Raw genomic sequence first — 25,839 nt, forward strand, 5'->3', positions numbered from 1 at the left:
TGCGGTTGATCGCGTCCTGGCCGGTCACCGAGCATGTCCCTCCATGAGCGCACGACTACGGGAGATCGCCCGGCAGACCGAGGAGATCGTGGCGGCCGGCGGATACCGGCTGCCCGGCGGCCGCCTGGTCAAACTGGGGGACGCGGTGGCCGCCGCGCGGGAGGGCACCGCGCTGTACGGGCCGGAGCCCGTCGCCGCCGTCCCCGGCACCGGCCGCGCCACGGCCTTCGAGGTGACCGGCGAATCCAGCACCGCCGCGGCCCGCCGCCTGGCCACCGCCGCGCCCGGCCCCGTCGCCGTCCTGAACTTCGCCTCCGCCAGGAACCCGGGCGGTGGCTACCTGAACGGCGCCCAGGCCCAGGAGGAGGCGCTCTGCCGGGCCTCCGCCCTCCACACGACCCTGTTGTGCGCCCCGGCCTACTACGCGCACCACCGCGAGGACCGCAGCCCCTTCTACTCCGACCGGGTCATCGCCTCCCCGGGCGTGCCCGTCTTCCGCGACGACCGGGGCGCCCTGCTCGACGAGCCGTTCCTCGCCGGGTTCCTGACCTCCCCCGCCCCGAACGCCAGCGTCATCGCCCGGAACCTGCCCGAGCAGGCGCACCGGGTGCCCGCGGCGCTCGCCGCCCGGGCCGAGCGCGTCCTGGAGACCGCCGTCGCCCGCGGCTACACCCGGATCGTCCTCGGGGCCTGGGGCTGCGGGGTCTTCCGCAACGATCCGGCCGAGGTGGCCGGAGCCTTCCGCGGGCTGCTGGGCCCGGAGGGCCGGTTCGGCGGCCACTTCGACGAGGTCGTCTTCGCCGTGCTCGACCGCACGGCGGGCGCGTCGACACTGGGCGCGTTCCGCCGCGTGCTCGCCGGGCTCCCGGGGCCCGAGAGCGCGGGTCAGGTCCGGCCGTAGCGCTTCCGCTGCCGGCCGCGGGGTTCCGGTCCGCGGGGGAGCGGTCAGGTCCGGCTGTGGCGCCTCCGCTTCCGGGCCGCCGGGGAGCGGTCAGGTCCGGCTGTGGCGCCTCCGCTTCCGGGCCGCGGGGGAGCGGTCAGGTCCGGCTGTGGCGCTTCCGCGGCCGCTCACCGGGCTTGCGGGGCCGCGGGGGAGCGGTCACGTCCAGCCGTAGCGCTCCCGCAGCCGGCCCACCACCCGGTCGAAACGCGGCCGGTCCAGCGCCGCTGCCTCCCGCCGCATGCCCGCCTCGTGGACCCGCAGCACCCGGTCCAGGTCCACCCAGGACTCGCGCCCGGCGCCGTCCCACGGGCCCGTGCCGATGGCCACCCACTCCCGGTCCCCGTCGTGCGCCCGGCTCGACAACTGCACGGCGAGCAGCGTTCCCGCAGCCTCGCGTGCCACCACGAGCACGGGCCGGTCCTTGCCCCGCCCGTCGTTCTCCTCGTACGGCACCCAGGTCCAGACGATCTCGCCCGGGTCGGGGGCCCCGTCCCGGTCCGGCGCGTACGAGGTGCGCACGGGGCCGACCGCGGCCGGCGCGGCCTCGGTCGTCGCGAAGGGCCCGTCACGGCCCGGCGCCGGTACGGCCCCCGGGGAGTCCTGGGGCGCTCCGCCCGGGGCCGGAGCGCCGGGCGGGCGGGGAGAGATCGTCATCGGCACACCTTGACATCCTCTCCGCCTTGGAGGGCGGAGATCCCCGTCTGCCTGCCGGTGGTCACCGGCTGGGGCTTCGGGTGGGTTCCTGTTTCTTCGCGCTGTGCCGGGATGAGTCCCGGTCTTACCCGCGCTCCGCAGGCAGTGACCGCCAGTCCGGCGGCCTTGGCGACGTTGATGGCCGCGTTGATGTCCCGGTCCAGGACGGTCCCGCACGCCCTGCACGTCCATACCCGGACGTGCAGGGGCTTGGGGCCGTCCTTGACGCCGCAGGCCGAGCAGACCTGAGACGTGGGCTCGAACCGTTTGATGCGGTGGAAGGCGCGGCCGTACAGGGCGGCCTTGTACGCCAGCATCGCGGTGAACGCCGACCATCCGGCGTCGTGAACGGACTTCGCGAGACGCGTACGGGCGAGTCCCTTGACCGCCAGGTCTTCCACTGCGACCGCTTGGTTCTCGCGGATCAGCCGGGTGGAGAGCTGGTGGTGGAACTCGCGCCGGGCATCGGCGGTCCGTGCGTGGGCGCGGGCAACCCTGATCCGGGCCTTCGCCCGGTTGTTACTGCCTTTCGCCTTCCGGCTGAGATCCTGCTGTGCCTTCTTCAGCTTCTTCTCGGCCCGGCGCAAAAAGCGCGGGGAGTCGATTTTCGTGCCGTCGGAGAGGATCGCGAAGTGGGTCAGGCCCAGGTCGATGCCGACCGCTGCGTCCGTGGCGGGCAGTGCCTCGGGCTCGGTCTCGACCACGAACGAGGCGAAGTACCGGCCCGCGCTGTCCTTGATGACGGTCACCGTGGACGGGACGTGCGGCAGCGACCTGGACCACTTCACGGACACGTCGCCGACCTTCGGAAGCCGGAGTTTCCTCCCGGCCGTGATCTTCCACCCGGCGTTCGCGGTGAAGCGGATCGCCTGACGGGTGTCCTTGCGGGACTTGAACCGGGGCGCACCCATGCGCGGGCGCTTGCCCTTGAGGCCGTCGAAGAAGTTCCTGTAGGCCGTGTCCAGGTCTCTGAGGGACTGCTGCAGTACGACCGAGGACACCTCGCCGAGCCATGCCCGCTCGGGGGTTTTCTTCGAGGCGGTGAGCCGCTTGGACAGCTCGCCCGAGGCAACGAACGGCAGCCCGGCGGAACGGGCGGTCTCACGGACGCGAAGCGCGTCGTTGAAGACCACCCGAGCACACCCGAACGCCCGGGCCAGCGCTGTGCGTTGCCCGGCGCTCGGGTACACGCGGAAGCTGTACCGAAGCTGCATGTTGATCACCATACGATGCAACCCCGATCCCGATGTGCGCACCGGTCGTCAGGTCGTCCACCACCTGCACGTCCACTTGGTTTTCGTAACGAAGTCCCGGCGTCAGGCCATGACCGACGCCATGCTGACGCGGTGCGAAGAGATCATGCGGGAGGTGTGCGCGGACTTCGAGGCCGAGCTGAAGCAGTTCAACGGCGAGGACGCCACGTCCATCTGCTGGTGCACTACCCGCCCAAGACCCAGCTGTCGAAACTGGTCATTTCACTCCAGGGCGCCTCGGCCCGCATGCTGCGCACGGAGTACGACAGCCACATGCGCCGGTACCTGTGGGGAGAACACTTCTGGTCCGGCTCGTACTTCGCCGGGAGCTGCGGCGGCGCACCACTGACCATGGTCAAGCAGTACATCGAAAACCAGAAGCGGTCTGCCTGACTGTCACCCCGGAGGCACAGAGGACTCCGGCGCTTCGCGCCTCCGGGTCAAGGACGGCCTTCACCCCCGCCCTGAAGGGCGGAGCACTGGCCAAGCTCAGCGGTAGAACCGCACCACCTTCCGGATCCAGCCATCCGGGGACGACGCGCTCGCCCCACCCGCCCGCCGTGCCCCCGGAGCGACCCCGCCGGGTCGGGCGGCGACCCTTCCCGGGGCACCCGCCGGGCCCCGCTCCGCGCCGGACTTTTCCGGCCATCCCCGGATCCCGGCCCGCCCGCGCTCTGGAAGGATGACGAGGGCGATGAGCCAGACACCCCGACCGCCCGTGGGCCGCTCCGCCCCGACCAGCGCCGACGTCGCCCGGCTGGCCGGAGTCTCCCGGGCCACCGTCTCGTACGTCCTCAACAACACCGCCGCCGTGCGCATCAGCGAACCGACCCGGCTGCGGGTCCGCGCGGCCGCCGAGGAACTGGGCTACGTCCCCCACGCGGCCGCCCGCAGCCTGCGCGCCGGGCACACCCGGACGGTGGTCATGCCCTCGGCCCGCCGGCCGGCCGGCCCGCTGCCCCTGCGCTTCTACGACGAGTTCCAGGGCGAGTTGCGGCGCCTCGAGTACACCGTCGTCGAATACGGCGGTCTCGGCCTCGACGGCGACGAGGCCGCCCGTGCCTGGGCCGAACTGCGCCCCGTCGCCGTGGTCTGCCCCGGCGGCACCCAGCCGACCGCGCACGGCGTCAGCCTGCTCCGGCGCTCCGGGGCGCGCGCCGTCGTCACCCTCGGGCCGCACCCCACCCAGGGCGCGCACTTCCTCGCCCTGGACGAACGCCGGATCGGCGCCGCCGCCGCGGAGCACCTGATCCAGCGCGGCCGGCGCGCCATCGGCGTGGTCGTCCCCCGGGAACCGGTCCCGGCGCACTGCGCCCGGCTCCGCCTGGAGGGAGTCCGCGCGGCCGCGGACGGCGCCGGGGCGCGGACGGTGGCGCTGCCGATGGCCTACGAGGAGGAGTCGGCCGCCGCCCTCGCCGCCCGCTGGCGGGCGACCGGACTCGACGGCGTCTTCGCCTTCGACGACGAGTACGCGATGCTGCTGATGCGCGCGCTCCAGGACGAGGGCGTCGACGTGCCCCGCGAGACGGCCGTGATCGGCGCCGGCGACCTGCTGCTCGGCAGACTGCTGCGCCCGCGGCTGAGCACCGTCCGCGTCGACACCGTCAGCGGGCGCCGGCTCGCCGACTTCGTCGACCGCATGGTCCGGGAACCGGCCGCCGAACCGGAGCACCACGACCTCATGGCGGCCCGCGCCGTCCACCGCGAGTCGAGCTGACCCCCGGGCGCCCCGTCCTGCCCGGCGGTGACGACATGCGGCCGACCGGGCGGGTGTCTACCGTCGCCCCATGAGCAACGAACCGGAGCGTTTCGGCATCCTTGTCCTCCCCGAGCACGTCGAAGGCGACGACCCGGTCGCCGCGGCCGAGAGCGCGATCCGCTCGGCCGTCGTCGACGCGACCGGCCGCCGGGGCGCCTCCGGCTACCCCCGCTACGTCGGCGACGGCGTGGAGGCCGACATCGACCCGACGACACGCGCCGTGGAGGCGCTGCTGGTGGACGGCGCGGAGCTGGACTACGGGCTGACCGTCCGCGTCGTCGACGCCGACCGGGTCTGACCGCGCGGGCCGTCCCGCCCGACGACCTCCGCCCGACGACCTCCGCCCGGCGACCTCCCGGCCCGACGACCTCCCGGCCCCCGCCGGGCGGCCCCGCCGGCGACCCGCCGGGCGGGTCCGCTGACACCGGTGGCCCGGCGACCCGCCGGGCCGGTCCCGGTGACGCCCGGTGGACCGTTGACAACCCGCCGCACCGGGCCCACACTCTGGCGACTCGATTTGTGGACCATTGTTCACCAGGCGAACAGGGGTCCCGGCCGCCGGGAGAGATTTCGATGAGCATCCGCGACGTCTACATCGTCGACGCCGTCCGTACACCGATCGGGAAGTTCGGGGGCGCGCTCTCCTCCGTCCGGCCCGACGACCTCGCGGCCCACGTCGTGCGGGCACTCGTCGACCGCACCCCGGAACTCGACCCGGCCCGTATCGACGACGTCGTCTTCGGCGACGCCAACGGCGCGGGCGAGGACAACCGCGATGTCGCCCGGATGGCCGTACTCCTCGCGGGCCTGCCGGTCGGCGTGCCCGGCGTGACGGTCAACCGGCTCTGCGGCTCCGGCCTGGAGGCGGTCGTCCAGGCCGCCCGCGCCATCGCGCTCGGCGACGCCTCGGTGGCCGTGGCCGGCGGCGTCGAGTCCATGTCCCGGGCCCCCTGGGTGATGCAGAAGCCCGAACGCGCCTTCCCGGCCGGCCACCAGCAGCTCCACTCCACGACGCTCGGCTGGCGCATGACCAACCCGCGGATGCCCGCCGAGTGGACCGTGCAGCTCGGCGAGGGCGCCGAACTCGTCGCCGACAAGCACGGCATCGGCCGCGAGGCGCAGGACGCCTTCGCCCTCGCCAGCCACCGCAAGGCCGCCGACGCCTGGGCCGCCGGACTCTACGACGGCGAGGTCGTGCCCGTGCCCGGCGTCGCCCTGACCCGGGACGAGTGCATCCGCGACGCCACCTCGATGGAGGCGCTCGCCAAGCTGAAGCCCTCCTTCCGCCCCGAGGGCACCGTGACCGCGGGCAACGCCTCCCCCCTCAACGACGGCGCCGCCGCCCTGCTCCTGGTGGACGACGAGGGGCTGCGCGCCACCGGCCGGGAGCCGCTCGCCCGCATCCGGGCCTCGGCCGTCACCGGCATCGAGCCGCAGCTCTTCGGGCTCGGCCCGGTCGAGGCGGTGACGAAGGCGCTGGCCAAGGCGGGGCGCTCGTTCGGCGACCTCACCACCTTCGAGCTCAACGAGGCCTTCGCGGCCCAGTCGCTCGGCTGCCTCGCCGAGTGGCCCGGGCTCGACCCGGCGCTCGTCAACCCGCGCGGCGGCGCCATCGCCATCGGCCACCCGCTGGGCGCGTCGGGCGCCCGCCTGGCCGGCAGCGTCGCCCACCAGCTCGCCGCCGCGGGCTCCGGCACGGGCCTCGCCGCCCTGTGCATCGGCGTCGGCCAGGGCCTCGCCCTCGTCCTCGAACGCTGACCCGCCCCCTGCGACGGGGGCGCACACACGACGGCGGCCGGAGCACCCCCTGAGGGGTCGCTCCGGCCGCCGGGCCCGTCGCGCGGGGCTGGGTCAGGCCGTGGCCTCGCCGCCCGCCTGCTGTCCGCCCGGCGTGCCGTCCGCGCCGTCCTTCTGCGCCTTCTCGATCGACTTGCGCACCTCGTCCATGTCCAGCGCGCGGGCCTGGCCGATCACGTCCTCCAGCGCCGCCTCCGGCAGCGCCCCCGGCTGAGCGAACACGGCCACGTTGTCGCGGACGATCATCAGCGTCGGGATGGAACGGATCTCGAAGGCCGCCGCCAGCTCCTGCTGCGCCTCGGTGTCGACCTTGGCGAAGACGAGGTCCTGGTGCCGCTCGGACGCGCCCTCGAAGACCGGGGCGAACTGCCGGCAGGGGCCACACCAGGACGCCCAGAAGTCGATCAGGATGAAGTCGTTGTCCGTCACGACCTGATCGAAGTTTTCCTTGGTGAGCTCAAGCGTGCTCATGGCCTGTCTACCTCTCGCTGACGTCCGGTGGAGTCGCCCCGCACAACCGTGCCCGGGGCGCTGCTATTCCTGCCCCTGCCCATGTGGCCATGACGCACACCCCGCAGCAGACTGACCCTATGACCGAAGCTGTGGAATACGACGTCGTGGTGCTCGGAGCCGGTCCCGTCGGGGAGAACGTGGCCGATCGGACCAGGGCCGCGGGCCTGAGCACCGCCGTGGTGGAGAGCGAACTGATCGGCGGCGAGTGCTCGTACTGGGCCTGCGTCCCCAGCAAGGCGCTGCTGCGCCCGGCGCTCGCCCGCGCCGACGCCCGCCGGGTGCCCGGACTCGCCGGCTCCGTACAGGGGCCGCTGGACGCCAAGGCCGTCCTCGCCCGCCGCGACGAACGCGTCGGCGACTGGAACGACGCGGGCCAGGCCGAATGGCTCGACTCGATCGGCGTGCGCCTCTACCGCGGTCACGGCAGGCTCCACGGCCCCAGGAGCGTCGTGGTGGACGGGCCGGAGAAGGAGCACCACCTGCTCACCGCCCGGCACGCCGTCGTCGTCGCCACCGGCAGCCGCGCCGTCCTCCCCGACCTGCCCGGCCTCGTCGGCGCCCGGCCCTGGACGAGCCGCGAGGCCACCAGCGCCCGCGAGGTCCCCGACCGCCTCGTCGTCGTCGGCGGCGGCGTCGTCGGCGTGGAGATGGCCACCGCCTGGCAGGCCCTCGGCTCCCGGGTCACCCTGCTCGTCCGCGACGGCGGCGTACTGCCCCGCATGGAGCCCTTCGTCGGCGAGCACGTCGTCGACGCGCTGAAGGAGGCGGGCGCCGACGTCCGCCTCCACACCTCGGTCGCCGCCGTGGACCGCCCCGGCGGCAGTACCGGCCCCGTCACCGTGGTGCTCGGCGACGGCAGCAGCGTGGAGGCGGACGAGGTGCTCTTCGCCACCGGCCGCGCCCCGCGCACCGCCGGCATCGGACTGGAGTCGGTGAACCTCACGGACGGCTCCTGGCTGACCGTCGACGACAGCTGCCGCGTCGAGGGCACCGACTGGCTGTACGCGGTGGGCGACGTCAACCACCGCGCCCTCCTCACCCACCAGGGCAAGTACCAGGCCCGGATCGCCGGCGCCGCGATCGCGGCGAGGGCGCAGAAGGTGCCCCTGCTGGAGACCGACCGCTGGGGCGCCCACAGCGCCACCGCCGACCACGCGGCCGTCCCCCAGGTCGTCTTCACCGACCCCGAGGCGGCCGCCGTCGGACTCTCCCTCGCCGAGGCGGAGCGCGCCGGCCACCGGGTGCGCGCCGTCGACTACGACCTCGGCTCGGTCGCCGGCGCCGGGCTCTACGCGGAGAACTACCGCGGGCACGCGCGCATGGTCGTCGACCTGGACCGCGAGATCGTCCTCGGCGTGACCTTCGTCGGCCCCGGCGTCGGGGAACTGCTGCACTCGGCGACGGTCGCGGTCGCGGGCGAGGTGCCGATCGACCGCCTCTGGCACGCCGTCCCCGCGTTCCCGACCATCAGCGAGGTGTGGCTGCGCCTCCTGGAGGCGTACCGGGGGTAGCCGGCCGCCGCCGGGTGCGCGGGCCGGTCGCGGGGCCGGTTCCGCCACGGGGCGGCCCCGCGGGGCGAGGCGTTCCGGTACCGGAAGTCCGCGCGGCATTCCGGTGGCGGCCGGGGGCGCGGCGCGAGCCGTTCCGGCACCGGTCGGCCGACCGGCCCGTGCGCGGACTTCCGGCCCCGTTCCTCGGCGGGTCCTTCCGACGGCGCGCACGGGCCCGCCGCCGGGGACTACCCGGCGCCGCGCCGCCGGCGTGCGCGCTCGAACTCGTCGACGTCCGACATCCAGGGGCCGTGCGGGTCGAGTGCGGAGCAGCCGCCGCGGACGAACGCGCTCACCAGGGTCCGGTACCCGCCGATCCCGTCGACCAGGGTGTACTCGACCCGGTACTGCGGATCCGACCCGCCGTCACCCGCGCGCACCGTCGTGATCCGGGCGAGCGAGTCCGCGTAGAAGTGGAGCTGGACCCCTTCGCCCCGCTCTTCGTCCTCGATGGTGAACACCTCGTTGTCCGCGGCCGAGCGGTCGCCGACGAACTCCCAGAACTCCGCCGCCGCGGTGCGGGGACCCTCCGGGAGCCACTTCCTCTCGGCGCCCTTGTCGTCCGTGAACGTCAGGCCCGTCCGCCGCGCACTCCCGCCGGAGCCTGCTTCGTCCCCCTCGGTGTCCATGGGCGCGTTCCTGGCACGGTCCGTGGCCTCCGAGCACATCAGGAAGCCCACGGTGCGCACCGCGTCGTCGACGAGTTCCGGGTGTGCCCGGCGCATGGCCGTGTCGACCGCCGCCGCCATCCGTTCCCAGTCGCGCTTGTCCGTGCCCCGCTTTCCCCGCCGCGGATCGCGGCCGATGCGCATCCCGGCGCACGCCCGCTCCGCGGTGGCGATCACCCGCATCACCTCGGGCAGCAGCGCCGGTTCGACGGCACCCGGCGTCCGCTTCGGGACCGTCGAGCCGTGCAGGTACTGGCCCGTGTACCGCAGGACCGCGGTGTCGAGCGGACCGAGCACCACCCCGCGCTCGGCTCGGCGGCGGTTCGCATGGTCCTCCTGGGCCCGTTTCGGGTCGGACGTCTCCGTCGCCGCGCTCATCGCCGCGCAGACCCGACCGCGCCGGAGCAGATCGGTGTCGGCCCCGTGGGCGACGAGCCGGCCCCTGTCCCACGGGATCCCCCGGAAGAACGCGTCGACGTCCGCGGGCGCGGCGAGCAGGATCGGGTCCAGGAGTGCCGCGGCGGCGCGCTCGTCGAGGGGCCCCCGGGTCCCGGCGGCGTCGCACAGCGGAAGGACCGCGCTCCACAGCAGCAGGTGCCTGGCCAGATCCTCGCGGATCACCGCGAGATGGGCGTCGCCGATCGGGAAGGTGAACGTGCGGGGTTCGTGGTTGGCGTCGGCCCCGGCACCGAGCATCAGCCTCAGCTCACCGTCCTCGCGGACCACGGTCGGGATCCAGCCGCTCATGCGCGTGAAAACGATGTCTCTCATGGGCCCAGTCCGTCTCTCGTGCCGTCTCTCACGGGCCCAGTCTTTCCCACCGGCCGAACGCTCCTCCACGCGCGGCGGTCACGGAGGGCGTACGGCGTCCGACCCGGGGCGTCCCGGTCGCTGCGTCCGACCCCGACCGCCGGAGGCGCTTGCGTCCGACCCCGGCCGCCCGAGGTACCTGCGCCCCGCCGCCGGAGGCACCCGCGTCCGACCCGGAGCCTCGCGGTCTCGGCGTCCGCCCTCGGCCGCCGGAGGTACCTGCGCCCCGCCGCCGGAGGCACCCGCGTCCGACCCCGGCCGCCTGAAGCCGATCACGCTCCGGCATGCTGACCTGGTGAACCTGCTCTCCGGCTTCCTGCCCATCTGGGCGATCACCGCGGCCGGCTGGGCGGCCGGGCGCCTCGATGTGCTCGGCGGGCAGGCGCAGTTCGTGCTGGCCCGGTTCGCCTTCGCGTTTGCCATGCCCGCGCTGCTGTTCCTGACGCTCTCGCGGGCAGGGCTCTCCCGGCTGGCGACCCCGGGGGTCGCGGTCTTCGCCCTGAGCCTGCTGCTGATGTTCGCCGTCGGACTGGTCGTCGGGCGCCGGGTGTTCCGCAGACGCCCGGCGGACCGGGCCATCGGCGCGATGGCCGGCTCCTACGTCAACTCCGCCAACCTCGGCATCCCGGTCGCCGTCCAGCTCCTCGGCGACGCCTCGTTCGTCATCGCGGTCGCGCTCTTCCAGACGCTGTTCGTGACGCCCGTGGTCATCGCCCTGATCGAGCTCGACACGGGCGGCGAACGCCGTCGGCCGCTGCGGCTGCTGCTCCTGCCGCTGCGCAACCCCGTCATCGCCGCCTCCGCGGCCGGCACCGCCGTCGCCGCCCTCGGCCTGCGCCTGCCCCCGGAGGCGACCGCGCCCGTCGAGATGCTCGGCGGGGCGGCCGTGCCCGCCGCCCTCTTCGCCCTCGGCCTGTCGCTCCACCGCCGCCGGGAAGGCGCCGCGCCGGCCCAGGTCCCTGTCCCCGTCCGGGCGCGGCGCGGCGAGCGGTACGTCCTCGTCCTGCTGAAGACGGTCGTCCACCCGCTGCTCGCCTACGCCCTCGCCCGCTGGGCCTTCCGGCTCGACGGCCACGAGCTCTACGCCGTCGTCCTGTGCGCCGGCCTGCCGACGGCCCAGAACGCGTTCGTCTACGCCTCCGAGTACCGTCTCGACACCGGCCTCGTCAGGGACACCGTCCTGCTGTCCACCGTGGTGTCGACGGCCTCGCTGTCGGTGATCACCTGGCTCCTGGCCTGACCCGCGGGGCGCGAGGGGGTCGAAGAGGAGGGAGCCGGGGAGGAAGTCCGGGTTCGCCCGCCACCGCGCGCCGGGGCGGCGCGTCACCGGAGAGGGGCCGACGCCCCGTCAGCACCCCTCGGCCGCGCGCCCCTTCGGCGCCGTCTCACCTACCCCGCCTCCGGGCGCGCCGGAGGATGCCGCCCACCAGCTCCCTGGCCGGCCCCGGGTGCGCCGCCAGCCAGCCGCCGAGCCGGTCCCGGACGGCCTCCTCGACACAGACGCGCACCTCGGCGCCGCCCAGCGTCCGACGGGTGGCCCCCAGGTACTCGGGGCCGTCCAGCTTCACCGAGACCACCGCCGTCAGGCCCACGCGCACGGTCTCCGCGTCCAGGCAGGGGTCCGCCCCGTCCAGCAGGCCCAGCCGGCGCGCGCAGGCGTCCACCGCGGCCGTCACCCCGTCGCGGAAACCCTCCTCGTGGACGCCCCCGCCGGACGTGGGAAGGCTGTTGGCGAAGCCGCGGATCCGCCCCTCGTGGCTGCCGCGCCACCGCAGCGCGACCTCCACCGTCCCCGCCATCCGCGCGTCCTCCCGCTCGAAGCCGATGACGTCCTCGGGGAGGGGCGCACCGGCCGTGCCCGCGTCGAGGAAGGCGACGAAGTCCCGCGCCCCGCCCGGGAACCGGAACCGTGCGACGACGGGCTCACCCTGTGTGCGTTCGTCGGTCAGCGAGAGGGTCAGCGCGCGGTTGAGGAAGGCCAGTTCCCGCAGGAGTCCCGCCAGAGTCTCGAACGAGGGCCGGCCCGCGCCGAAGACATCCGGGTCCGGGAGGAAGGCGAGACTCGTTCCGCTTCCCGTCGCGGGACCGGCCGCGCGGGGAGGGGCGACCGCGACACCGCGCACGTACTCCTGCACCCAGCGGGTGCCCTCCTGCCGCACCTCCGCGGTCAGCCGACGGGACAGCGCGTTCGTGACACAGGGCCCCAGGTGGAAGAGGCTCAGGGCGACCGAGTCCCGGCCGCCGGGCCCCGGCCCCGTGGACGTGCGGGTCAGCAGGGACTCGATGCCGGGGACGCCCGGAGGTCCCGAGGCGTCCGGCGGGACGCCCGGGCCGTCGTCCTCGACCCGCACGCCGCCGTCGGCCGTGAGCACCACACCGACGGAACCCGCCCGCCCGGCCAGGACCGCGTTCACCGCCGGGCCGAGGGCCTCGCACACCATCTGGTGGAGACCGCGTCCGCCGGTCGAGCCGACGTACATCCCCGGCCGCCGGCGGATCGCCTCGACCCCCTCCAGCACCTCGATGTGCGCCGCCTCGTAGCTGCCCGAGTCCTCCGTCACGACATCCCCTCCCACGGTGTCCGACAGTGCGGCCAGCCTAGGAGGAATGACGAGGAAAACCCAGGTCAGAGCGGTTATCGGGCAGCGTGCGGGCGCCCTGGGGAAGCATCTGCACGGACCTGTGCTGGCCTGTCCGGGCGGGAGGGATCCCGGCGCACGCGCCCGGTGCCGGAAACGCGCCGGGGGCCACGGGGGCGCCCCTCGGACGTCCGTTCCCGGCGGGGCGACGGCCACGGATTCCGGTGCCACGGGCACGAGCCCGCGACACCGGAATCCGCGCCGGACGCCGGTTCCGTGCCGGACACCGGTCCGTGCCGGACACCGGCTCCGCCGGGGTCACACCGCGGGGACGTCGCCCGCCATCGCGGCGGCCAGCCGCAGATGCGGCGCGGCCTCGTCGGCCCGCCCCTGGCGCTCCAGCGTGCGGCCGAGCATCAGACGGGCGTAGTGCTCGACCGGGTCCCGCTCCAGCACGGCCCGCAGCTCCGTCTCCGCCTTGCCAAGACGGGCGGAGTGGTAGTAGGCGCGCGCCAGCAGCAGCCGCGGCGCCACCTGCTCCGGCGCCTCCTCGACCAGACCGGTGAGGATCCGGGCCGCCGTCATGTACTCCTTGGACTCGAAGAACATCTGCGCCCGGTCCCATCGCTCGGCGGGCGTCCCGAACTCGAAGTAGCTCTCGCTCACCTGCGTACCTTTCCTGTGACGGGCTCGGACGATCGCGTGAACGCCACGCCGTAGCCGTGCATTCCCGCGCCGGGAAACGGCACCCCGGGAGCCCCTGCGGGCCGCCTCAGCAATTAGGTTGGGCGCCATGAGCAATCTCGATCGTCAGCCCGCCCCGTCCGTCTGCGGCGGTCGCGGGTTCGTCGTCGCCGAGCCCGTCCGTGAACTCCTCAGCCCCCGCCGCGTCCAGCTCGGCGAGTCCACCGAGGTCCGCCGGCTGCTGCCCAACCTCGGCAGGCGCATGGTCGGCGCCTGGGCGTTCGTCGACCACTACGGCCCCGACGACATCGCCGACGAACCCGGGATGCAGGTGCCGCCCCACCCGCACATGGGCCTCCAGACGGTGAGCTGGCTCCACGACGGCGAGGTGCTGCACCGCGACAGCACCGGCTCGCTCGCCACGATCCGTCCGCGCGAACTCGGACTGATGACCTCCGGCCGGGCGATCAGCCACTCCGAGGAGAGCCCGAAGAAGCACGCCCGCTATCTGCACGGCGCCCAGCTCTGGGTCGCCCTGCCCGGCGCGCACCGCGGCGTCGAGCCCCACTTCCAGCACCACACCGACCTGCCCCAGGTCACGGCCCCCGGCCTCACGGCCACGGTCATTCTCGGCTCCCTCGACGGGGCCGAGTCGCCGGGCACGGCCTACACCCCGATCGTCGGCGCCGACCTTGCCCTCGCGGCCGGCACGGACACCCGTCTGCCCCTCGACCCCGACTTCGAGTACGCGGTCCTCGCCATGTCCGGCGAGGCTCACGTCGACGGCGTCCCGGTCCTCCCCGGCTCCATGCTCTACCTCGGCTGCGGCCGCACCGATCTCCCCCTGCGCGCCGCATCCGACGCGGGCCTGATGCTCCTCGGCGGCGAGCCGTTCGATGAGGAGATCGTGATGTGGTGGAACTTCATCGGCCGTTCGCACGAGGAGGTAGCACAGGCCCGTGAGGAGTGGATGAACAGCACCCGGTTTGGTGAAGTGACGGGCTACGACGGTGACCGTCTGTCGGCTCCTGAACTCCCGCCTGTGGCGCTGAAGCCGCGGGGGAGGGTGCGCTGAACTGCGGTGATGCCTGGTCCGCAGGTGCGTGCGCGAAGCCTCGGGGGTGACGCCGTTCCGTGGAAGCGGAACGCTCCCGGGGCTTGCCACACGCGGTGCTGCGAGCGCTCGGACGCGTCGCCATGTGTGGTTGCGTTAGGCAATGTCTGACAGACCTGATGCTGACCTTTGTTGACCTTTCTGATTGGCCAACAGCTCTGCTGTATCCGTGCACCGAAGACCGTGCCCCGACCTGCGGGAGGGAGTTGGGAGAGCAGTGACGGTGGCGAGCAGCCGGGCATGAAGCGGTGTATGTCAGCGAGGGCATTCGCTTCCTGCCTCTAGTTGACGCCGTTGGGCAGGGCGCCGGTTTTCGGATTTTAGAGCCCGGCGGCCGCCGGGCCCGGACTTCACGCTCAAGACCGGGATCGGGGCAGATCGGCCGCGGCTGTACGTCCAGGTCGGCGGCTGCCACATGGTGGGAGCCAGGAGGCCGGGCAGGAGAGTGAGGGGTCCCCTGCCGCCGGAGAGCCGCTTCCGGCAGCAGGGGATGCGCCCGTGTCGGGCAGTTACGGGGGGACCGACCGACACGGGAATCTAGGGGGTGATGCCGAGGCGTGCCGCGAACGCGGCATGCGGAGTCGGCTCCGGCCTGAACTCGGCCAGAGTCCGCCAGAGCGGGCCGGCGGGGACCAGACGGTCGCTCGCCGAGGGCCGGAACCAGTACGGGCCCGGCTCGATAGGTGAGACCGTGGTGTCCAGGGACGGCAGCATTATCCGGAAGGGCTCGCTGAGACATACGGCGTGTGTGTGCGGCTTCCATCGCCTGGTGGTCCCGGGCGGGACGAGCCAGTAGAAGAGGTGGTCACGGGTGTCCTCGACAACCGGACCACAGCCACCCTCTCCTTGGACTTCGTCCATGACGGCTGCCGCGGCGCGGGCCTGGAAGCCAGAGCTGGTCACGACGACATCGAAGAGATTGCCGCCCAGACGGACGCGGGTCTTCTGCCGGGCGGTGACTGCCAGGAGGGTACGGAGCAGCTCCGCAAGGTCTGCCATATCGGCAGCCGGCTCACCGGGCGCACCTGCTCGCTGTAACAGGGACTGCATCATCAGCTGGGTGTCAGGTGCTGCGGTGACGGTCACAGGGCCACCGGACCCGGCTGCAGTATGGCGCGCACGGTCTTGCCGGGATTCTCGTGGTTCAGGTGCCAGGTTAGACGGGCGCCATGCATGATGCGGGCCCGCCACAGACTTCCGCCGAACCGTCCGACCACCTGGTCGAAGGCGTCGAAGGCACTTTTCCCATCGGTCACGTCAACCGTGAGCTCTCCTGCGCCTACGCGCAGGCCGACGCTGAAACGGCGCTGGCTGCCCCGACCGTGTCGGTTGGCGTTGTCGGCCAGGATGCCCACTACGGCAGTGGCGTGCTCAACGGGCCCGGGCCAGTGCATCGCGGTGAGCCGTGCGCGGGCCTCGACACGGGCCTTCTGCTCGGCCCAGTCACCGAATTCAATCGAGAAGGCCGTGTTCGCTTCACGGGCGCGCGGCGACATCAGCCCCCTCCTTCCAGTTCGGAGGGACATGGGCGAGGAACCCTGCCCTGTTCTGTAACTCGTCAAGAACCGCGGCGTACTCGGAGGGCAGGGCGCTCACTGCGGCAGCGTCGAAGGTGACGATCCCATCTGCCACGCCGTTGCGGACCAGACTCAGGGCTTCCATCCACCCGTCTCGGGCGTCGGGCCGGTCCATGCCGCCGTTGTCCCAGAGTCCGTCTCGGACCACGCGCCACCCTCGAAAGGCGGCATAGGCGCGGACGCGCTGGAGCGTGGCCGACGGTGCGACAGGATGAACGGTGAGCGCGTAGGGAACGACTCGAAAGCCACAGGTGGGCGGGTTGAGCGTGGCGAGCATGTCCCGGCGCCGGGCGTGAAGCTGGCCGAAGCGGTCCTGACGGACCCCCTCGCCGTAGTCGTCTCCGGGCGTGATCATCGACTCCTCATTCCCTCGCTCCCGACAGGTCGTGACGTCACTCAGTCAACGACCTGTCACAGCACGCGCACAGGAAATAGCGGCGGCGCTCGCGGCTCGGGGGACCGGAAATTTTTACCTTCCCACGGTTGGAGCCCCGCTACGGTGAACGAGTGACGGCAAATGTCTTCCTCGCGGCGGCCATGGAGCGCGCCGGACTGGGGCAAGCGGAGTTAGCGGAGCGGCTGAACCTCAGGATCGAGCAACTGACCGGCTCTCCAGGCAACCTGTCGGACCGCCACATCCGTCACTGGCTGACCGGAAAGACTCGCTGGCCGCAGCGGAGACAACGGCTCGTCCTCGAAGCAGAGTTCGGAGCATCCGCCGAGGAATTGGGCTTCATCGCCCGAGCCCGCATCACCCCAGCGCCACCAGAGGACGACGACGTGCGCCGACGAACATTCACCACAGCAGCAGCCTCCTTCACCGCCACGGCCCTCGCCCCTGGCGCGCCTTCAGGGACCTCTCGAATCGGTATGGCCGACGCCGACCGCCTCGAAGCCAACTTTGCCCGCCTGATCCATGCCGACAACACGGCAGGGCTCTCCGTCGACCTGGAGACGCGCGCACTCGCCCACGCCCAGCACGCCCTCGATCTCATGGCGATCGGCGCGGCCACCGAGCGTGTCCGAAAGCGCCTCTACGCCCTGGCTGCCGCGTTCACCGGGACAGCCTTGTGGGCTGCCATCGACCGTATGGAACCGGACCGCGCGGGCCGCCATCTCGACCGCGGCCTGCGCCTCGCCCGCCTCTCGGGTGACACCGCAATGGAGATGCGCCTGTGGGGACACGCATCTGTCCTCTACGTGCAGCAACGCCAGCTTCCTGACGCCGTGGCCGCAGCAGAGATGAGCAGCACCACCCACGTCTGTCGCCGCGATCCCTTGTTCCGTTCACTCGCCGCCGCCCGCTTGGCCGCAGTTCACGCGCAGGCGGGCGAGCGGGCGGCCGCGCACAGGGCCCTGAGCCGGGCCGACGCAGCCTTTCACCGGATCAACGCAATGGAGCGCCCCGCCTTCGTCGACTTCTACGACCGCGCAGAGTTCGAGGGCCTCGCCGGCATCACCATGCTCCGCCTGGCCCGGCACGAGGAGGCTGAGGGACACCTGCACCACGCGCTCGCCTGCCTCCGCCCAGAGTTCCATCGCAATCGGGTCTACTACTCCGCGCTGCTCGCCACTGCCCAACTTCGCCAAGGGGAAGCGGAGGCTGCATGCGCCACTGCCGTGGCCTCGCTGCCGAGCCCTGGGCACGATCTTCCCGGCCGCACCGGAGCGTTGTTCGCGCAATTCGACCGCGACCTCACCATCCAGGCCGGCGGCACCTCCTTTGCCGCTGATTGGGCCGCCCACTACCCGCGAGGAGCAACTGCGTGACCGTCGACGTCAGGCATTACACGGCCGAGGACCTGGACCAGATCCGCGAGACCATCCTCGACATCCACGTCGAGGTCCGGCATCGTGACTTCGGGCTGACCGGCCCCTTCTACGATCGAGACCGGTTCGACGAGCGTCTCGCCGCCTATGCGTCCCGCCCTGGCTGGACTGCAGTCCTCGGCTACGACGGTGAGCAGCCCGCTGGCTTCTGCTTCGGCACGACCCTTGCCTCCGACACGAAGTGGTGGGACTCGATGCTGGAGCCCCAGCCAGTCGAGCTCACCCGTGAAGACGGACACCGCACCGTCGCGCTCAACGAGATCGTTGTACGCAAGGAGTGGCGGGGCCGATCCATTGCCTGGCAACTCCACGAGGCATGGCTCGGCCCCCGCACTGAAGAGCGTGTCACCCTCCTGGTCAACCCCGCGGCCGGAAGCGGCGCCGTCCAAGCCCGCTACGAGGCCTGGGGCTACCAATCCGTTGGCGCTCAGCAGCCCTTCCCCGACTCACCCCGCTTCACCACCATGCTCCGCGCCGTCACGCTGGACTGAGCGGCACCCCACGCCTTCTGTTTCCCTCACTCAGTGAGCCGCTTCCAACCCTACTTTGAGCAGACCAGATGCAGGGTGAGGACGGCTCGAACGATGCTGGTGATGCGGATGGTGCTGCATCTCAGCTTTCGCAGGAGGCGCCAGGTCTTTAGGGTGGCCATGGCTTGTTTCCCCAGAGCCCGGATCCGCGCACGGGAGCGATTGACGGTCTGCTGACCTGGGGAGAGCTGGGTTTATCGGCCGCGGAAGGGGACTCCGACGGCACCGCCGGCACCCTGGTAGCCCGTGTCCGCCCAGCAGGGCAGGCCCGCGTCGGTAAGTGCGTCGATGATGCCGTGGGTGCGGGCCGCCCTGATGTCATGGGTGCTGCCAGGCAGCGCTGGTGAGGCCCACAGCAGTCGGCCGTGTGGATCGGCGAGGACCTGCACGTTCATGCCGTGTCTCTTGTGTTTTCCGAAGTGTGCGCCGTGAGGCGCTTGCTGTTCGAGTGGAGGTGAAAGGCCAGGCCACCACCATCGTCCTGTCGCAGCAGGGCGGTTGAAGCTGGGGCAGCCTGATCCGGGAAGTGCCAGGGAGGGCGGGAAGCAGCCCCGACAAAGCCGGGACGTGCCAGTACTGCCAGATGGTGCGGGTCCGGCGAGCGAGACGGAGAGGAGTACGCGAGGAACCGGCGTCTACGCCTCCTTAAGGCACGCCAGCTCGAACCTGGTGGATGTGGGCTGGATGCGGTGCGTCCCTGCTGGATATTCGGCTGGCGGGGAACTCTCCGCGTGGTCTATTCCGGTCGCGCGGGGGGCCACGGGAAGTGCTGCGGGGTAGCCGTGGCGAGGCCGCGGGGGCGTAGCCGGGCTCCTACTCCGACGATCGAACAGTGAGTGAACACGGGAACCGTCCCGGTCTCGCCCTCAAACCGTGCGTCCAGTGCAGTGGGAGGGCTGGGTCCACCGTCGGCCTATCGGGCCGGGACGGGGCGGAGCCGCCGTAGTACTCCGAGCGGGGGAGAGCCCGGCACATGGGGAAGGGCGGCAGCGGTTTCGAGAAGGGAAGGAGGCTGCAATGCCGAAAGACGCACCGCTGAACGGCGGTGCTCCCGAGGCCCCGGTGGGGCCTCGCCAGCGGGTATCGGGGATGCAGACCAAGCTTCACCGTTGGGCAGCGTCCGACTATGGCTCCGGCGACGCTGCTCGTCGCGTTCGAACGGGTCGCGGGCAACAAGGGGGCCGGATCCCCGGGCGTCGACGGCCTCACGGTCGTCAACGTCGAGCGGGAACTCGGCCTCCCGGGCTACCTGGAGGACCTGCGACGCGTACTGAAGGCGGGTGAATTCCGTCCGTTGCCGGTGCGCGAGCGCAAGATTCCCAAGCCCGGCGGGAGCGGGAAGGTGCGCAAGCTCGGCATCCCGACCGTGACCGACCGGGTAGTCCAGGCCGCCCTCAAGCTGGTGCTGGAGCCGATCTTCGAGGCCGACTTCCTGCCGGTCTCCTATGGTTTCCGGCCCATGCGGCGCGCACACGACGCGATCGCCGAGATCCACCGCTACGGCACCAGCGGCTATCGCTGGGTGCTGGAGGCGGATATCGAGGCGTGCTTCGACTCCGTCGACCACACGGGCCCTGATGGACCGAGCGCGCGTGAGAGTCAAGGACAAGCGCGTGCTGCGGCTGGTCAAGGCGTTCCTTGTGGTGGAGCATGAGCGAGTCCAGATGCCGGATCGACGAGGCGGCCAAGTCTCGCTGGCCTGCTGCCCACTCGGTGGCGTCCTCCTCGAACCGCATCGCGCCGTACATCGCCACCCGGTCCGCCCGCGCTCGGCCCCCTGGCGCAACCTGCTTCGCGTTGTAGACCTCCCTCAACCGGCGGATGGCCACGTCTCTAGTCGTTAAGCCCGACTCCTCCACCTGTCGGCCCGATGATTCCGGAATCGCACCACGTAGGGGTGCCGGCACTTCGACCACCGCGGCCGCGGGTGCTCGCACTCCTTGAAGAACGACGCCATCCCGCGAACCAGCGTCCCTGCCGCCATGTGACGACCACCCTCCTGCGACCGATGCTGACCTTTTGCTGACCAATTCGGTTCCAAGAGGGCCCTGACCTGCATGAATGGTCAGAGGGTGCGCTATGTGGTGGAACTTCACCGGCCGCTCGCACGAGGAGGTAGCACAGGCCCGCGAGGAGTGGATGAACAGCACCCGGTTCGGTGAATTGAAGGGCTACGACGGTGACCGTCTGTCGGCTCCTGAACTCCCGCCTGTGGCGCTGAAGCCGCGGGGGAGGGTGCGCTGAAGCGGGGGCGACCCCCCCAGGGGCGGTTTCCGCGGCTGTCTCGGACCGACTGAGTACGATCACCCTCATCGGTCCGAGTACGTGAGCGGCTGTCCGCCGGGCGTCGCGCAGGGAGGGGTGGGGCATGCGCCGATTCCTGCTGCTGGCACCGCTGTTGCCGTTCGTCGTCGGCTGCGGGGTGGTGGTGCAGCTCCCCGAGGAACGTGCGGCGGACGCCGCACAGGACGTGGCCGTGGAGGCAGGTGGAAAGCTGTACGGGCAGCGTCCGCGATCGGCAGCGGAAGTCGGCCGTTCCGCCGCGGACATCGACGGCGTCGAGGTGCTGCGTGTGACGGGCACCTCGACCCACGACGACGGCATCGAGGTGATCATCCGCACCTCCGGCTCGGCGTACGGCGACCGGCTCGACTCCCGGAAGACCGTCGTGCGGCGCTGTTTCGTCCTGCGCGTGTCATCCGGGACCGAAAGGGGTGGGACGCCCCACGGCGTTGACTGCCCGGACGGCCCTCCACTGGCGTTCGCTCCGCCACCCGAGCCTCCCCCTCTGCCGGTCGCACAACTCCGCGCGCAGCTTCCCCGGGTGCCGCAGAACGGCCGCGTCGAGGCGGCCGAGGTGCGCCGGGCGGTCGCTGCCCTCGACATGGATCCGGCTGTCCGCACCGAGATGAAGGAAGACGGCGGACGGGTCGGCCTTCTCCTGTCGGTCGAAGGAAACGGCTTCGACCCCCAGAGCTGCCTCCTCGCACGTGTGGAGCCCGGCAGCACCGACGTGTGGACGCCACCGCGGGCCCAGCGCATGCCCGGCGAGGGCGGCTGCACGGTGGGCAACGCCCTGGACCCGCTGCCGCCACCGCACTGACTGCGGGAACGTCGGTCACGTCCAGACGAGTCGTCCTTCGCTCACCCCGCAAACCGGATACTCCCCACCGCCGATCCTGGTCAGCTTTTCCGCCAGGCCGTCGAAGCAGTCGGCCAGTGACTCGTACTCACCCGTGACAGTGGCCTCACCCACGAACCACCTGCCGACCCGCCCGTCCCGAACGTCGACGAACTTTCCGGCCCAGGCGTCCTGATCCGAGAGGAACGGGATCCACTCATTGCGCCAGAACGGATCGTCCGGCTGGTCCGGGGGGTCGAATCCACCGGGACGTGAGCGGTTCGCGTAGAGCCGCTCCATCGTTCGGACGCCGAGGAAGAAGCTTCCCTCATCCGGGAAACCGGCGAAGCCGCAGCACATCACCTCGTCGTCGACTTCCTCCTCGGGCAGATCCAGACTGTTCTGCAGCAGCCAAGCCCGCAGGTCCTGCGGAAGGGGGATACCCATCCGCTTCTCGGCGGCCACGAGCATCTGCTCCGTAGCGGGCCCGGGCAGATCGGCGTGATCAGCCGGGGCGTGCTGCCGGAGCAGACTCATCACGCGGGACCAGCTCTCTTCCACACGCATTCTCTCTGCTTCCCCTCCTGCCCGCTCCCTGCGGACGCTTCCACGGATCGCGTCGGGGGCGCACGTCGCGCACGCCGTCCGGAGAACCTTGCAGGATGCTACGTCGAGCACCTATCCGCCCGTCGTTCGGCTTGATGCGCTGAAAGCTGATGATGTGTCAGTGGGGGTCTGTGTCGCAGCGTTCGGGGTGCGGGTGGCCGGTACCCGCGATCGCCTGTCGCGGGGCGAGCACCCCCGGGGCGGCGGCGCAGGCAACGTTCCTTCCGCGAGCCTGCGCGCAGCTGCTCCGGGTTGGAGTTGCCGCTGCAAGGGGGCAGCCCCTGCCGGCCAGGCGCACCAGCCCTTCTTGGTCCGGTTCGCCGAATTCACCGGCGAGGTGCACGACTCTGAAGTGCTCAGCCTCCCGTCGGGAGGCCCGGCTCGCTACGCCTGTACCCGACGAACCGCTCCGGGCCGCAACGAGGGCGGTACGCGGGCCACGGTGCCCGGGCTGAGGGCCTGGACGAGCGTGTGGTCGCCACGGCGGCGGCACCCTTCCAGGGCAGGAGCAGGCCGATGGAGCGGTCGGCCTCGAGGGCCCGTCGGGCGAGCGGCGGGGCAGGCGCCCAGGTGTGGTCAGTCCTCCATGTCGTGGCCGACTTCGGCCTTCGTGTGGCCTGGGCGTCCATCCCGGTGAGGATGCCGGCCTCCGGTCGGCCGGAGCCGGGCGGATGCGGCGACGTAGTGACAGGAGGGTCCACGAGATGCGCTCCCTGCGAGGGGGCGACCTGTGGCGGCGCGGCCCGTGCCCGCGACGTGCGCGGCGACCTGCCGGCGCGGCACGTGAAGCCGCCGGTGTTCACGGGATGATGACGACCTTGCCGCGGATGCGTCCGGACGTACTCAGTCGGTGGACGTCCGCGAGGTCGGCCAGTGGTCGTGACGCGCTGATGTCGATGGTGAGTGCGGCCGCGTCCACGAGTGCCACGAGTCTCGCAAGATGCGTCACATCGTTGTGAGCGACCATGTGGATCGCGTTCACCCCGGCGTCGGCAGCCGCTTCGATCGGCGTCGCGATCGAGACGATCCTTCCGCCCGGGCGCACGAGAGCCGCCACAGCAGCCGCCTCCGGCGGGCTCAGTGGGACCAGATTGAGCAGAGCGTCCACCTGCCCGTGCAGCGCGGCACCGACCGGTCCTGCGGTGTAGTCGATCACGTGATCCGCCCCCTGCCGCAGGACCGCCTCGGTGCTCCGAGGACTGGCCGTGGCGATCACTTCCGCCCCCGCGAGCTTGGCAAGCTGCGTCACGAAGCCTCCGACGCCGCCACCCGCGCCGTTGACCAGCACCCGCTGACCGGCAGCGACCTGCCCGTGCTCGAAGACCGCCTGCCAGGCCGCCAGGCCGGCCACGGGAAGGGCCGCAGCGGTCGCGAGAGGCACGGACGCCGACGCGGCGACCAGCCCGGCTGCGGGCGCACAGACGTACTCGGCAGCGGCACCACCGCTGTCGAGCCGCCCGATGACCCGGTCGCCGACGGCGAAGCCCTCCGTCCCCCTGCAGGCATCGGCCACCGTGCCGGCGACGTCCCAGCCGAGCGTGTAGGGCAGGTGCGCAGGGAAGAACTCCAGCAGCCTCCCCGCACGCAGGGCGGCCTCGGTGGGATTGAACGAAGTCGCGGCGACATGGACGAGGACTTCGCCGAACGCGGGTTGTGGTCGGGGTACGGCTTCGAAGCGGATCACGGAGGTATCGCCGTACTCGTGGATACGCGCGGTGTTCATCATCGGCATGCCGCGAATCTACGACCGCACGTCGAGACGATCCATGCTTCGGGCCGCCTCATTCATGCGCGTGCGTCTCGTGTGTGCCCATACCCTCGGCGCATGGATGTACTCAGCGACGTGCTCGCGGTCACGCGGACCGGCCTGCCCCGGTCGGCGCATGTGCGGTGGCATGCCCCGTGGGGACAGGAGTTCGCCTCCGTCCCCGGTTCGGCGGGCTTCCAGGTGATCTTGCAGGGCTCCTGCTGGCTTCTGCCTCCGGGCGCGGCGCCTGTCCATCTGCGCGCGGGCGACGTGGTGTTCCTGCCCCACGGCAGCGGGCACACCCTGGCCGACAGCCCCGAGCGCCTGGTGGCGGCACCGGTCTGCGGCCCCGGCGACCACGAGCTGCACGAGGCCTACGCCTCGGACAGCGTCGACCGGAGCGGAGACGGCGGTCCGGCCACCGTGGTGCTCTGCGGGGCCTATCAGCTCGACCTCTCCCGCGCCCACCCGCTGCTGCAGACACTGCCCGATCTTGTCCACCTGCCGGCACACCCGGACCGCCATCCCGAGTTGCGTTCAGCGGTGCAGCTTCTGGCCGCCGAGTTGGACGACCCGCGCCTGGGCACGGACGCAGTCGTCCCCGGACTCCTGGACGCACTGCTGCTGTACATCCTGCGCATCTGGTTCAACGGACAGCCCGCCCGCGGGGACACCACCGGATGGGCGGCCGCACTGAACGACCCGCCGGTCACCGCCGCCATCCACGCCATCCACCGCGACCCCGCAGCACCCTGGACCGTGGCGAAACTCGCCGCGGAAGCCGGGCTCTCACGGGCCGCCTTCGCCAGACGCTTCGCCGTACTGGTCGGCCAGCCACCCCTCGGCTACCTGACCTGGTGGCGGATGACCACCGCGGCGCGACTTCTTCGGACATCGGACGCACCACTGAGATCCGTCGCCACGCAGGTGGGCTACACATCCGAGTTCGCCTTCGCCCACGCGTTCAAACGCACCCACGGAACCGCGCCCGGCACATACCGGCGCAACAACTGATCCGAAACGGCAGCCTGGACCAGCAGACCGCTGTCGACGGCATGCTCGATCCCCGGAGCATCGGAGATGCCGCACGCGCCGACCCCGATTGCCCGTGGCGGTCTGGAGGGTGGGGAGCTACGCCCGCCGCCTGTATCGCAGCCGCGAACGCAAGGTCGAGCACGTCCCTGCTCCAGTCGTGGATCGTGATCTTGCCGGTCCGGGCAGGCGTGAAGGCGACTGCGGCGCCAGGTTCCCGGGTGAAGCAGAGCAGTGCCCGGCTTCCGGCGCTCTTGCGGTGGTCAGAGCCCTGGACCGTCGAGGCGCCGGTGCTCGGGGGCTGGGTGGTGCGCCGAGACGGTGGTGGAGTCAGCCCAGCACTCCGGAGAGGGCGCGGGCGAGTACGGTGGCGAACCGGTCGTGCGCGGTGGTTTCGGGCTGGGTGGCCGCGAGCGTTGCCGCGATGCGGGGGTGGGTGCCGGCGGCGGCCACGTGGCCGAGGTAGGAAGACCGGCGCTGGGCACCGGAGTGCGTTGCGGCCAGTTCGTTCTGGACGAACAGCGCGGTGAGCGCGTTCAGTACGGCGAATGCCTCGAGTTTGTGGGCGGGCTCGGCCGGGTGGTCGGCGAGTACGTCGAGCAGGTGCTCGAGCAGGTCGACCCCGTGCGGGCCGAGGCCGGGACGTGTGACGACCAGGCTGGGCAGCCAGGGATGGCGTCGCATGATCCGCCGGGCCTCGTGGGCGATCGCCAGGAGGTCCGCCTGCCAGTCGCCGCTCGGGGCGGGCAGGTGGTACTCGCGGGCGGTGCTGTCGATCATCAGGTCGAGCAGATCGTCGCGGGTGGCCACATAGCGGTAGAGCGATGCGGCGCCGGTGCCCAGGGTCGCGGCGAGGCGGCGCATGGAGACGGCGTCCAGGCCCTCCTGGTCGGCCAGTTCCAGTGCCGCGGCGGTGATCTCGGCGCGGCTGCGCTCGGCAGGCCGTCCGACCGGTGCCTGTTCCGGCCGCAGCCAGATCACTTCTTCCTTCTGTCCTGCCACCGCACCTCCCGTGTTGCCGTCACTCTAGCGT

Annotated in this window: 24 protein-coding genes and 3 pseudogenes; 14 read left to right on the forward strand and 13 right to left on the reverse strand. The window is 72.0% G+C overall.

Features of this window, described 5'->3' with window-relative positions:
• The first annotated feature begins 43 nt into the window (after positions 1-43).
• Positions 44-901 (forward strand): TIGR02452 family protein, encoded by an 858-nt coding sequence (locus JE024_RS32915; protein ID WP_205377542.1) that lies wholly within the window; start codon positions 44-46, stop codon positions 899-901.
• 198 nt (positions 902-1,099) lie between these two features.
• On the opposite strand, the gene JE024_RS32920 is transcribed toward JE024_RS32915, so the two are convergent.
• Positions 1,100-1,597 (reverse strand): type II toxin-antitoxin system PemK/MazF family toxin, encoded by a 498-nt coding sequence (locus JE024_RS32920; protein WP_205377543.1) that lies wholly within the window; start codon positions 1,595-1,597, stop codon positions 1,100-1,102.
• Positions 1,594-2,850 carry an RNA-guided endonuclease InsQ/TnpB family protein gene (locus tag JE024_RS32925; RefSeq protein WP_205377544.1) on the reverse strand — a complete coding sequence of 419 codons (1,257 nt, stop codon included), beginning with the start codon at positions 2,848-2,850 and terminating at the stop codon, positions 1,594-1,596. The genes JE024_RS32920 and JE024_RS32925 overlap by 4 nt, the downstream gene beginning before the upstream one ends.
• Between JE024_RS32925 and tnpA the strand changes: the two are divergent.
• The 4 genes and pseudogenes from tnpA to JE024_RS32945 all read left to right on the forward strand — a co-directional run bounded on the left by tnpA (position 2,849) and on the right by JE024_RS32945 (position 6,406).
• Positions 2,849-3,282, forward strand: a pseudogene (gene tnpA, locus JE024_RS32930) (IS200/IS605 family transposase). The gene JE024_RS32925 and the pseudogene tnpA overlap by 2 nt on opposite strands.
• A gap of 301 nt (positions 3,283-3,583) precedes the next feature.
• Positions 3,584-4,606 (forward strand): LacI family DNA-binding transcriptional regulator, encoded by a 1,023-nt coding sequence (locus JE024_RS32935; protein ID WP_205377545.1) that lies wholly within the window; start codon positions 3,584-3,586, stop codon positions 4,604-4,606.
• A gap of 70 nt (positions 4,607-4,676) precedes the next feature.
• A complete protein-coding gene (locus JE024_RS32940) occupies positions 4,677-4,946 on the forward strand; it encodes a hypothetical protein (RefSeq protein WP_205377546.1) in 270 nt (89 codons plus the stop codon).
• 275 nt (positions 4,947-5,221) lie between these two features.
• The gene (locus JE024_RS32945; protein WP_205377547.1) at positions 5,222-6,406 is read left to right on the forward strand and encodes a thiolase family protein; all 1,185 of its coding nucleotides are present in this window, start codon (positions 5,222-5,224) and stop codon (positions 6,404-6,406) included.
• Positions 6,407-6,499: 93 nt separating this feature from the next.
• Here the strand turns inward: JE024_RS32945 and trxA are convergent, their stop codons facing one another.
• Positions 6,500-6,916 (reverse strand): thioredoxin, encoded by a 417-nt coding sequence (trxA, locus tag JE024_RS32950; protein ID WP_205377548.1) that lies wholly within the window; start codon positions 6,914-6,916, stop codon positions 6,500-6,502.
• A gap of 119 nt (positions 6,917-7,035) precedes the next feature.
• On the opposite strand from trxA, the gene JE024_RS32955 reads away from it, so the two are divergent.
• Positions 7,036-8,469 carry a dihydrolipoyl dehydrogenase family protein gene (locus JE024_RS32955; RefSeq protein ID WP_205377549.1) on the forward strand — a complete coding sequence of 478 codons (1,434 nt, stop codon included), beginning with the start codon at positions 7,036-7,038 and terminating at the stop codon, positions 8,467-8,469.
• A 227-nt stretch (positions 8,470-8,696) separates the two neighbouring features.
• Here JE024_RS32955 and JE024_RS32960 read toward each other — a convergent pair whose 3' ends face one another.
• Positions 8,697-9,947 carry a DUF6357 family protein gene (locus JE024_RS32960; protein ID WP_205377550.1) on the reverse strand — a complete coding sequence of 417 codons (1,251 nt, stop codon included), beginning with the start codon at positions 9,945-9,947 and terminating at the stop codon, positions 8,697-8,699.
• Positions 9,948-10,281: 334 nt separating this feature from the next.
• Here JE024_RS32960 and JE024_RS32965 point away from each other — a divergent pair, with 334 nt between their 5' ends.
• A complete protein-coding gene (locus JE024_RS32965; RefSeq protein ID WP_244883307.1) occupies positions 10,282-11,226 on the forward strand; it encodes an AEC family transporter in 945 nt (314 codons plus the stop codon).
• Between the two features lie 145 nt (positions 11,227-11,371).
• On the opposite strand, the gene JE024_RS32970 is transcribed toward JE024_RS32965, so the two are convergent.
• Positions 11,372-12,547, reverse strand: coding sequence for a DNA topoisomerase subunit B (locus JE024_RS32970; protein ID WP_244883308.1), 1,176 nt, complete (start codon positions 12,545-12,547; stop codon positions 11,372-11,374).
• 336 nt (positions 12,548-12,883) lie between these two features.
• Positions 12,884-13,231: a tetratricopeptide repeat protein gene (locus tag JE024_RS32975; RefSeq protein WP_205377551.1), complete on the reverse strand. Its 348-nt coding sequence runs from the start codon at positions 13,229-13,231 to the stop codon at positions 12,884-12,886.
• Between the two features lie 127 nt (positions 13,232-13,358).
• On the opposite strand from JE024_RS32975, the gene JE024_RS32980 reads away from it, so the two are divergent.
• Entirely contained in the window at positions 13,359-14,324 is a 966-nt protein-coding gene (locus JE024_RS32980) for a pirin family protein (RefSeq protein WP_205377552.1), read from the forward strand.
• 576 nt (positions 14,325-14,900) lie between these two features.
• Here JE024_RS32980 and JE024_RS32985 read toward each other — a convergent pair.
• The 3 genes from JE024_RS32985 to JE024_RS32995 all read right to left on the reverse strand — a co-directional run bounded on the left by JE024_RS32985 (position 14,901) and on the right by JE024_RS32995 (position 16,295).
• Positions 14,901-15,362 carry a hypothetical protein gene (locus JE024_RS32985; protein ID WP_244883309.1) on the reverse strand — a complete coding sequence of 154 codons (462 nt, stop codon included), beginning with the start codon at positions 15,360-15,362 and terminating at the stop codon, positions 14,901-14,903.
• A gap of 83 nt (positions 15,363-15,445) precedes the next feature.
• Complete coding sequence (locus JE024_RS32990; protein ID WP_205377553.1) at positions 15,446-15,859, reverse strand: hypothetical protein; 414 nt, start codon at positions 15,857-15,859, stop codon at positions 15,446-15,448.
• Entirely contained in the window at positions 15,840-16,295 is a 456-nt protein-coding gene (locus JE024_RS32995; protein ID WP_205377554.1) for a recombinase family protein, read from the reverse strand. The genes JE024_RS32990 and JE024_RS32995 overlap by 20 nt, the downstream gene beginning before the upstream one ends.
• Before the next feature lie 152 nt (positions 16,296-16,447).
• Here JE024_RS32995 and JE024_RS33000 point away from each other — a divergent pair, with 152 nt between their 5' ends.
• Together JE024_RS33000 and JE024_RS33005 are read left to right on the forward strand one after the other, a co-directional pair.
• Positions 16,448-17,710, forward strand: coding sequence for an NsdA family TPR-like regulatory protein (locus JE024_RS33000; protein ID WP_205377555.1), 1,263 nt, complete (start codon positions 16,448-16,450; stop codon positions 17,708-17,710).
• Entirely contained in the window at positions 17,707-18,261 is a 555-nt protein-coding gene (locus tag JE024_RS33005) for an N-acetyltransferase (RefSeq protein ID WP_205377556.1), read from the forward strand. Before JE024_RS33000 ends, JE024_RS33005 begins: the two co-directional genes overlap by 4 nt.
• Positions 18,262-18,311: 50 nt before the next feature.
• On the opposite strand, the pseudogene JE024_RS33010 reads toward JE024_RS33005, so the two are convergent.
• Positions 18,312-18,833: pseudogene (locus JE024_RS33010) on the reverse strand (transposase family protein).
• A gap of 593 nt (positions 18,834-19,426) precedes the next feature.
• Here JE024_RS33010 and JE024_RS33015 point away from each other — a divergent pair.
• The 3 genes and pseudogenes from JE024_RS33015 (at position 19,427) to JE024_RS33020 (ending at position 21,403) form a co-directional block, all read left to right on the forward strand.
• Positions 19,427-19,954 (forward strand): reverse transcriptase domain-containing protein, encoded by a 528-nt coding sequence (locus JE024_RS33015; protein ID WP_244883310.1) that lies wholly within the window; start codon positions 19,427-19,429, stop codon positions 19,952-19,954.
• Positions 19,955-20,379: 425 nt separating this feature from the next.
• Positions 20,380-20,544: pseudogene (locus tag JE024_RS41365) on the forward strand (pirin family protein); the annotation flags it as partial.
• A 124-nt stretch (positions 20,545-20,668) separates the two neighbouring features.
• A complete protein-coding gene (locus JE024_RS33020) occupies positions 20,669-21,403 on the forward strand; it encodes a translation initiation factor IF-2 (protein WP_205377557.1) in 735 nt (244 codons plus the stop codon).
• 15 nt (positions 21,404-21,418) lie between these two features.
• Here JE024_RS33020 and JE024_RS33025 read toward each other — a convergent pair whose 3' ends face one another.
• Positions 21,419-21,988: an SMI1/KNR4 family protein gene (locus JE024_RS33025; protein ID WP_205377558.1), complete on the reverse strand. Its 570-nt coding sequence runs from the start codon at positions 21,986-21,988 to the stop codon at positions 21,419-21,421.
• Positions 21,989-22,826: 838 nt separating this feature from the next.
• Positions 22,827-23,759: an NADP-dependent oxidoreductase gene (locus JE024_RS33030; RefSeq protein ID WP_205377559.1), complete on the reverse strand. Its 933-nt coding sequence runs from the start codon at positions 23,757-23,759 to the stop codon at positions 22,827-22,829.
• A 93-nt stretch (positions 23,760-23,852) separates the two neighbouring features.
• Here JE024_RS33030 and JE024_RS33035 point away from each other — a divergent pair, with 93 nt between their 5' ends.
• Positions 23,853-24,788, forward strand: a complete 936-nt coding sequence (locus tag JE024_RS33035) for an AraC family transcriptional regulator (RefSeq protein ID WP_205377560.1) — start codon at positions 23,853-23,855, stop codon at positions 24,786-24,788.
• A gap of 348 nt (positions 24,789-25,136) precedes the next feature.
• On the opposite strand, the gene JE024_RS33040 is transcribed toward JE024_RS33035, so the two are convergent.
• Positions 25,137-25,808 (reverse strand): TetR/AcrR family transcriptional regulator, encoded by a 672-nt coding sequence (locus JE024_RS33040; RefSeq protein WP_205377561.1) that lies wholly within the window; start codon positions 25,806-25,808, stop codon positions 25,137-25,139.
• Positions 25,809-25,839 lie beyond the last annotated feature (31 nt).

The organism is Streptomyces zhihengii (assembly GCF_016919245.1).
GTDB lineage: Bacteria > Actinomycetota > Actinomycetes > Streptomycetales > Streptomycetaceae > Streptomyces > Streptomyces zhihengii.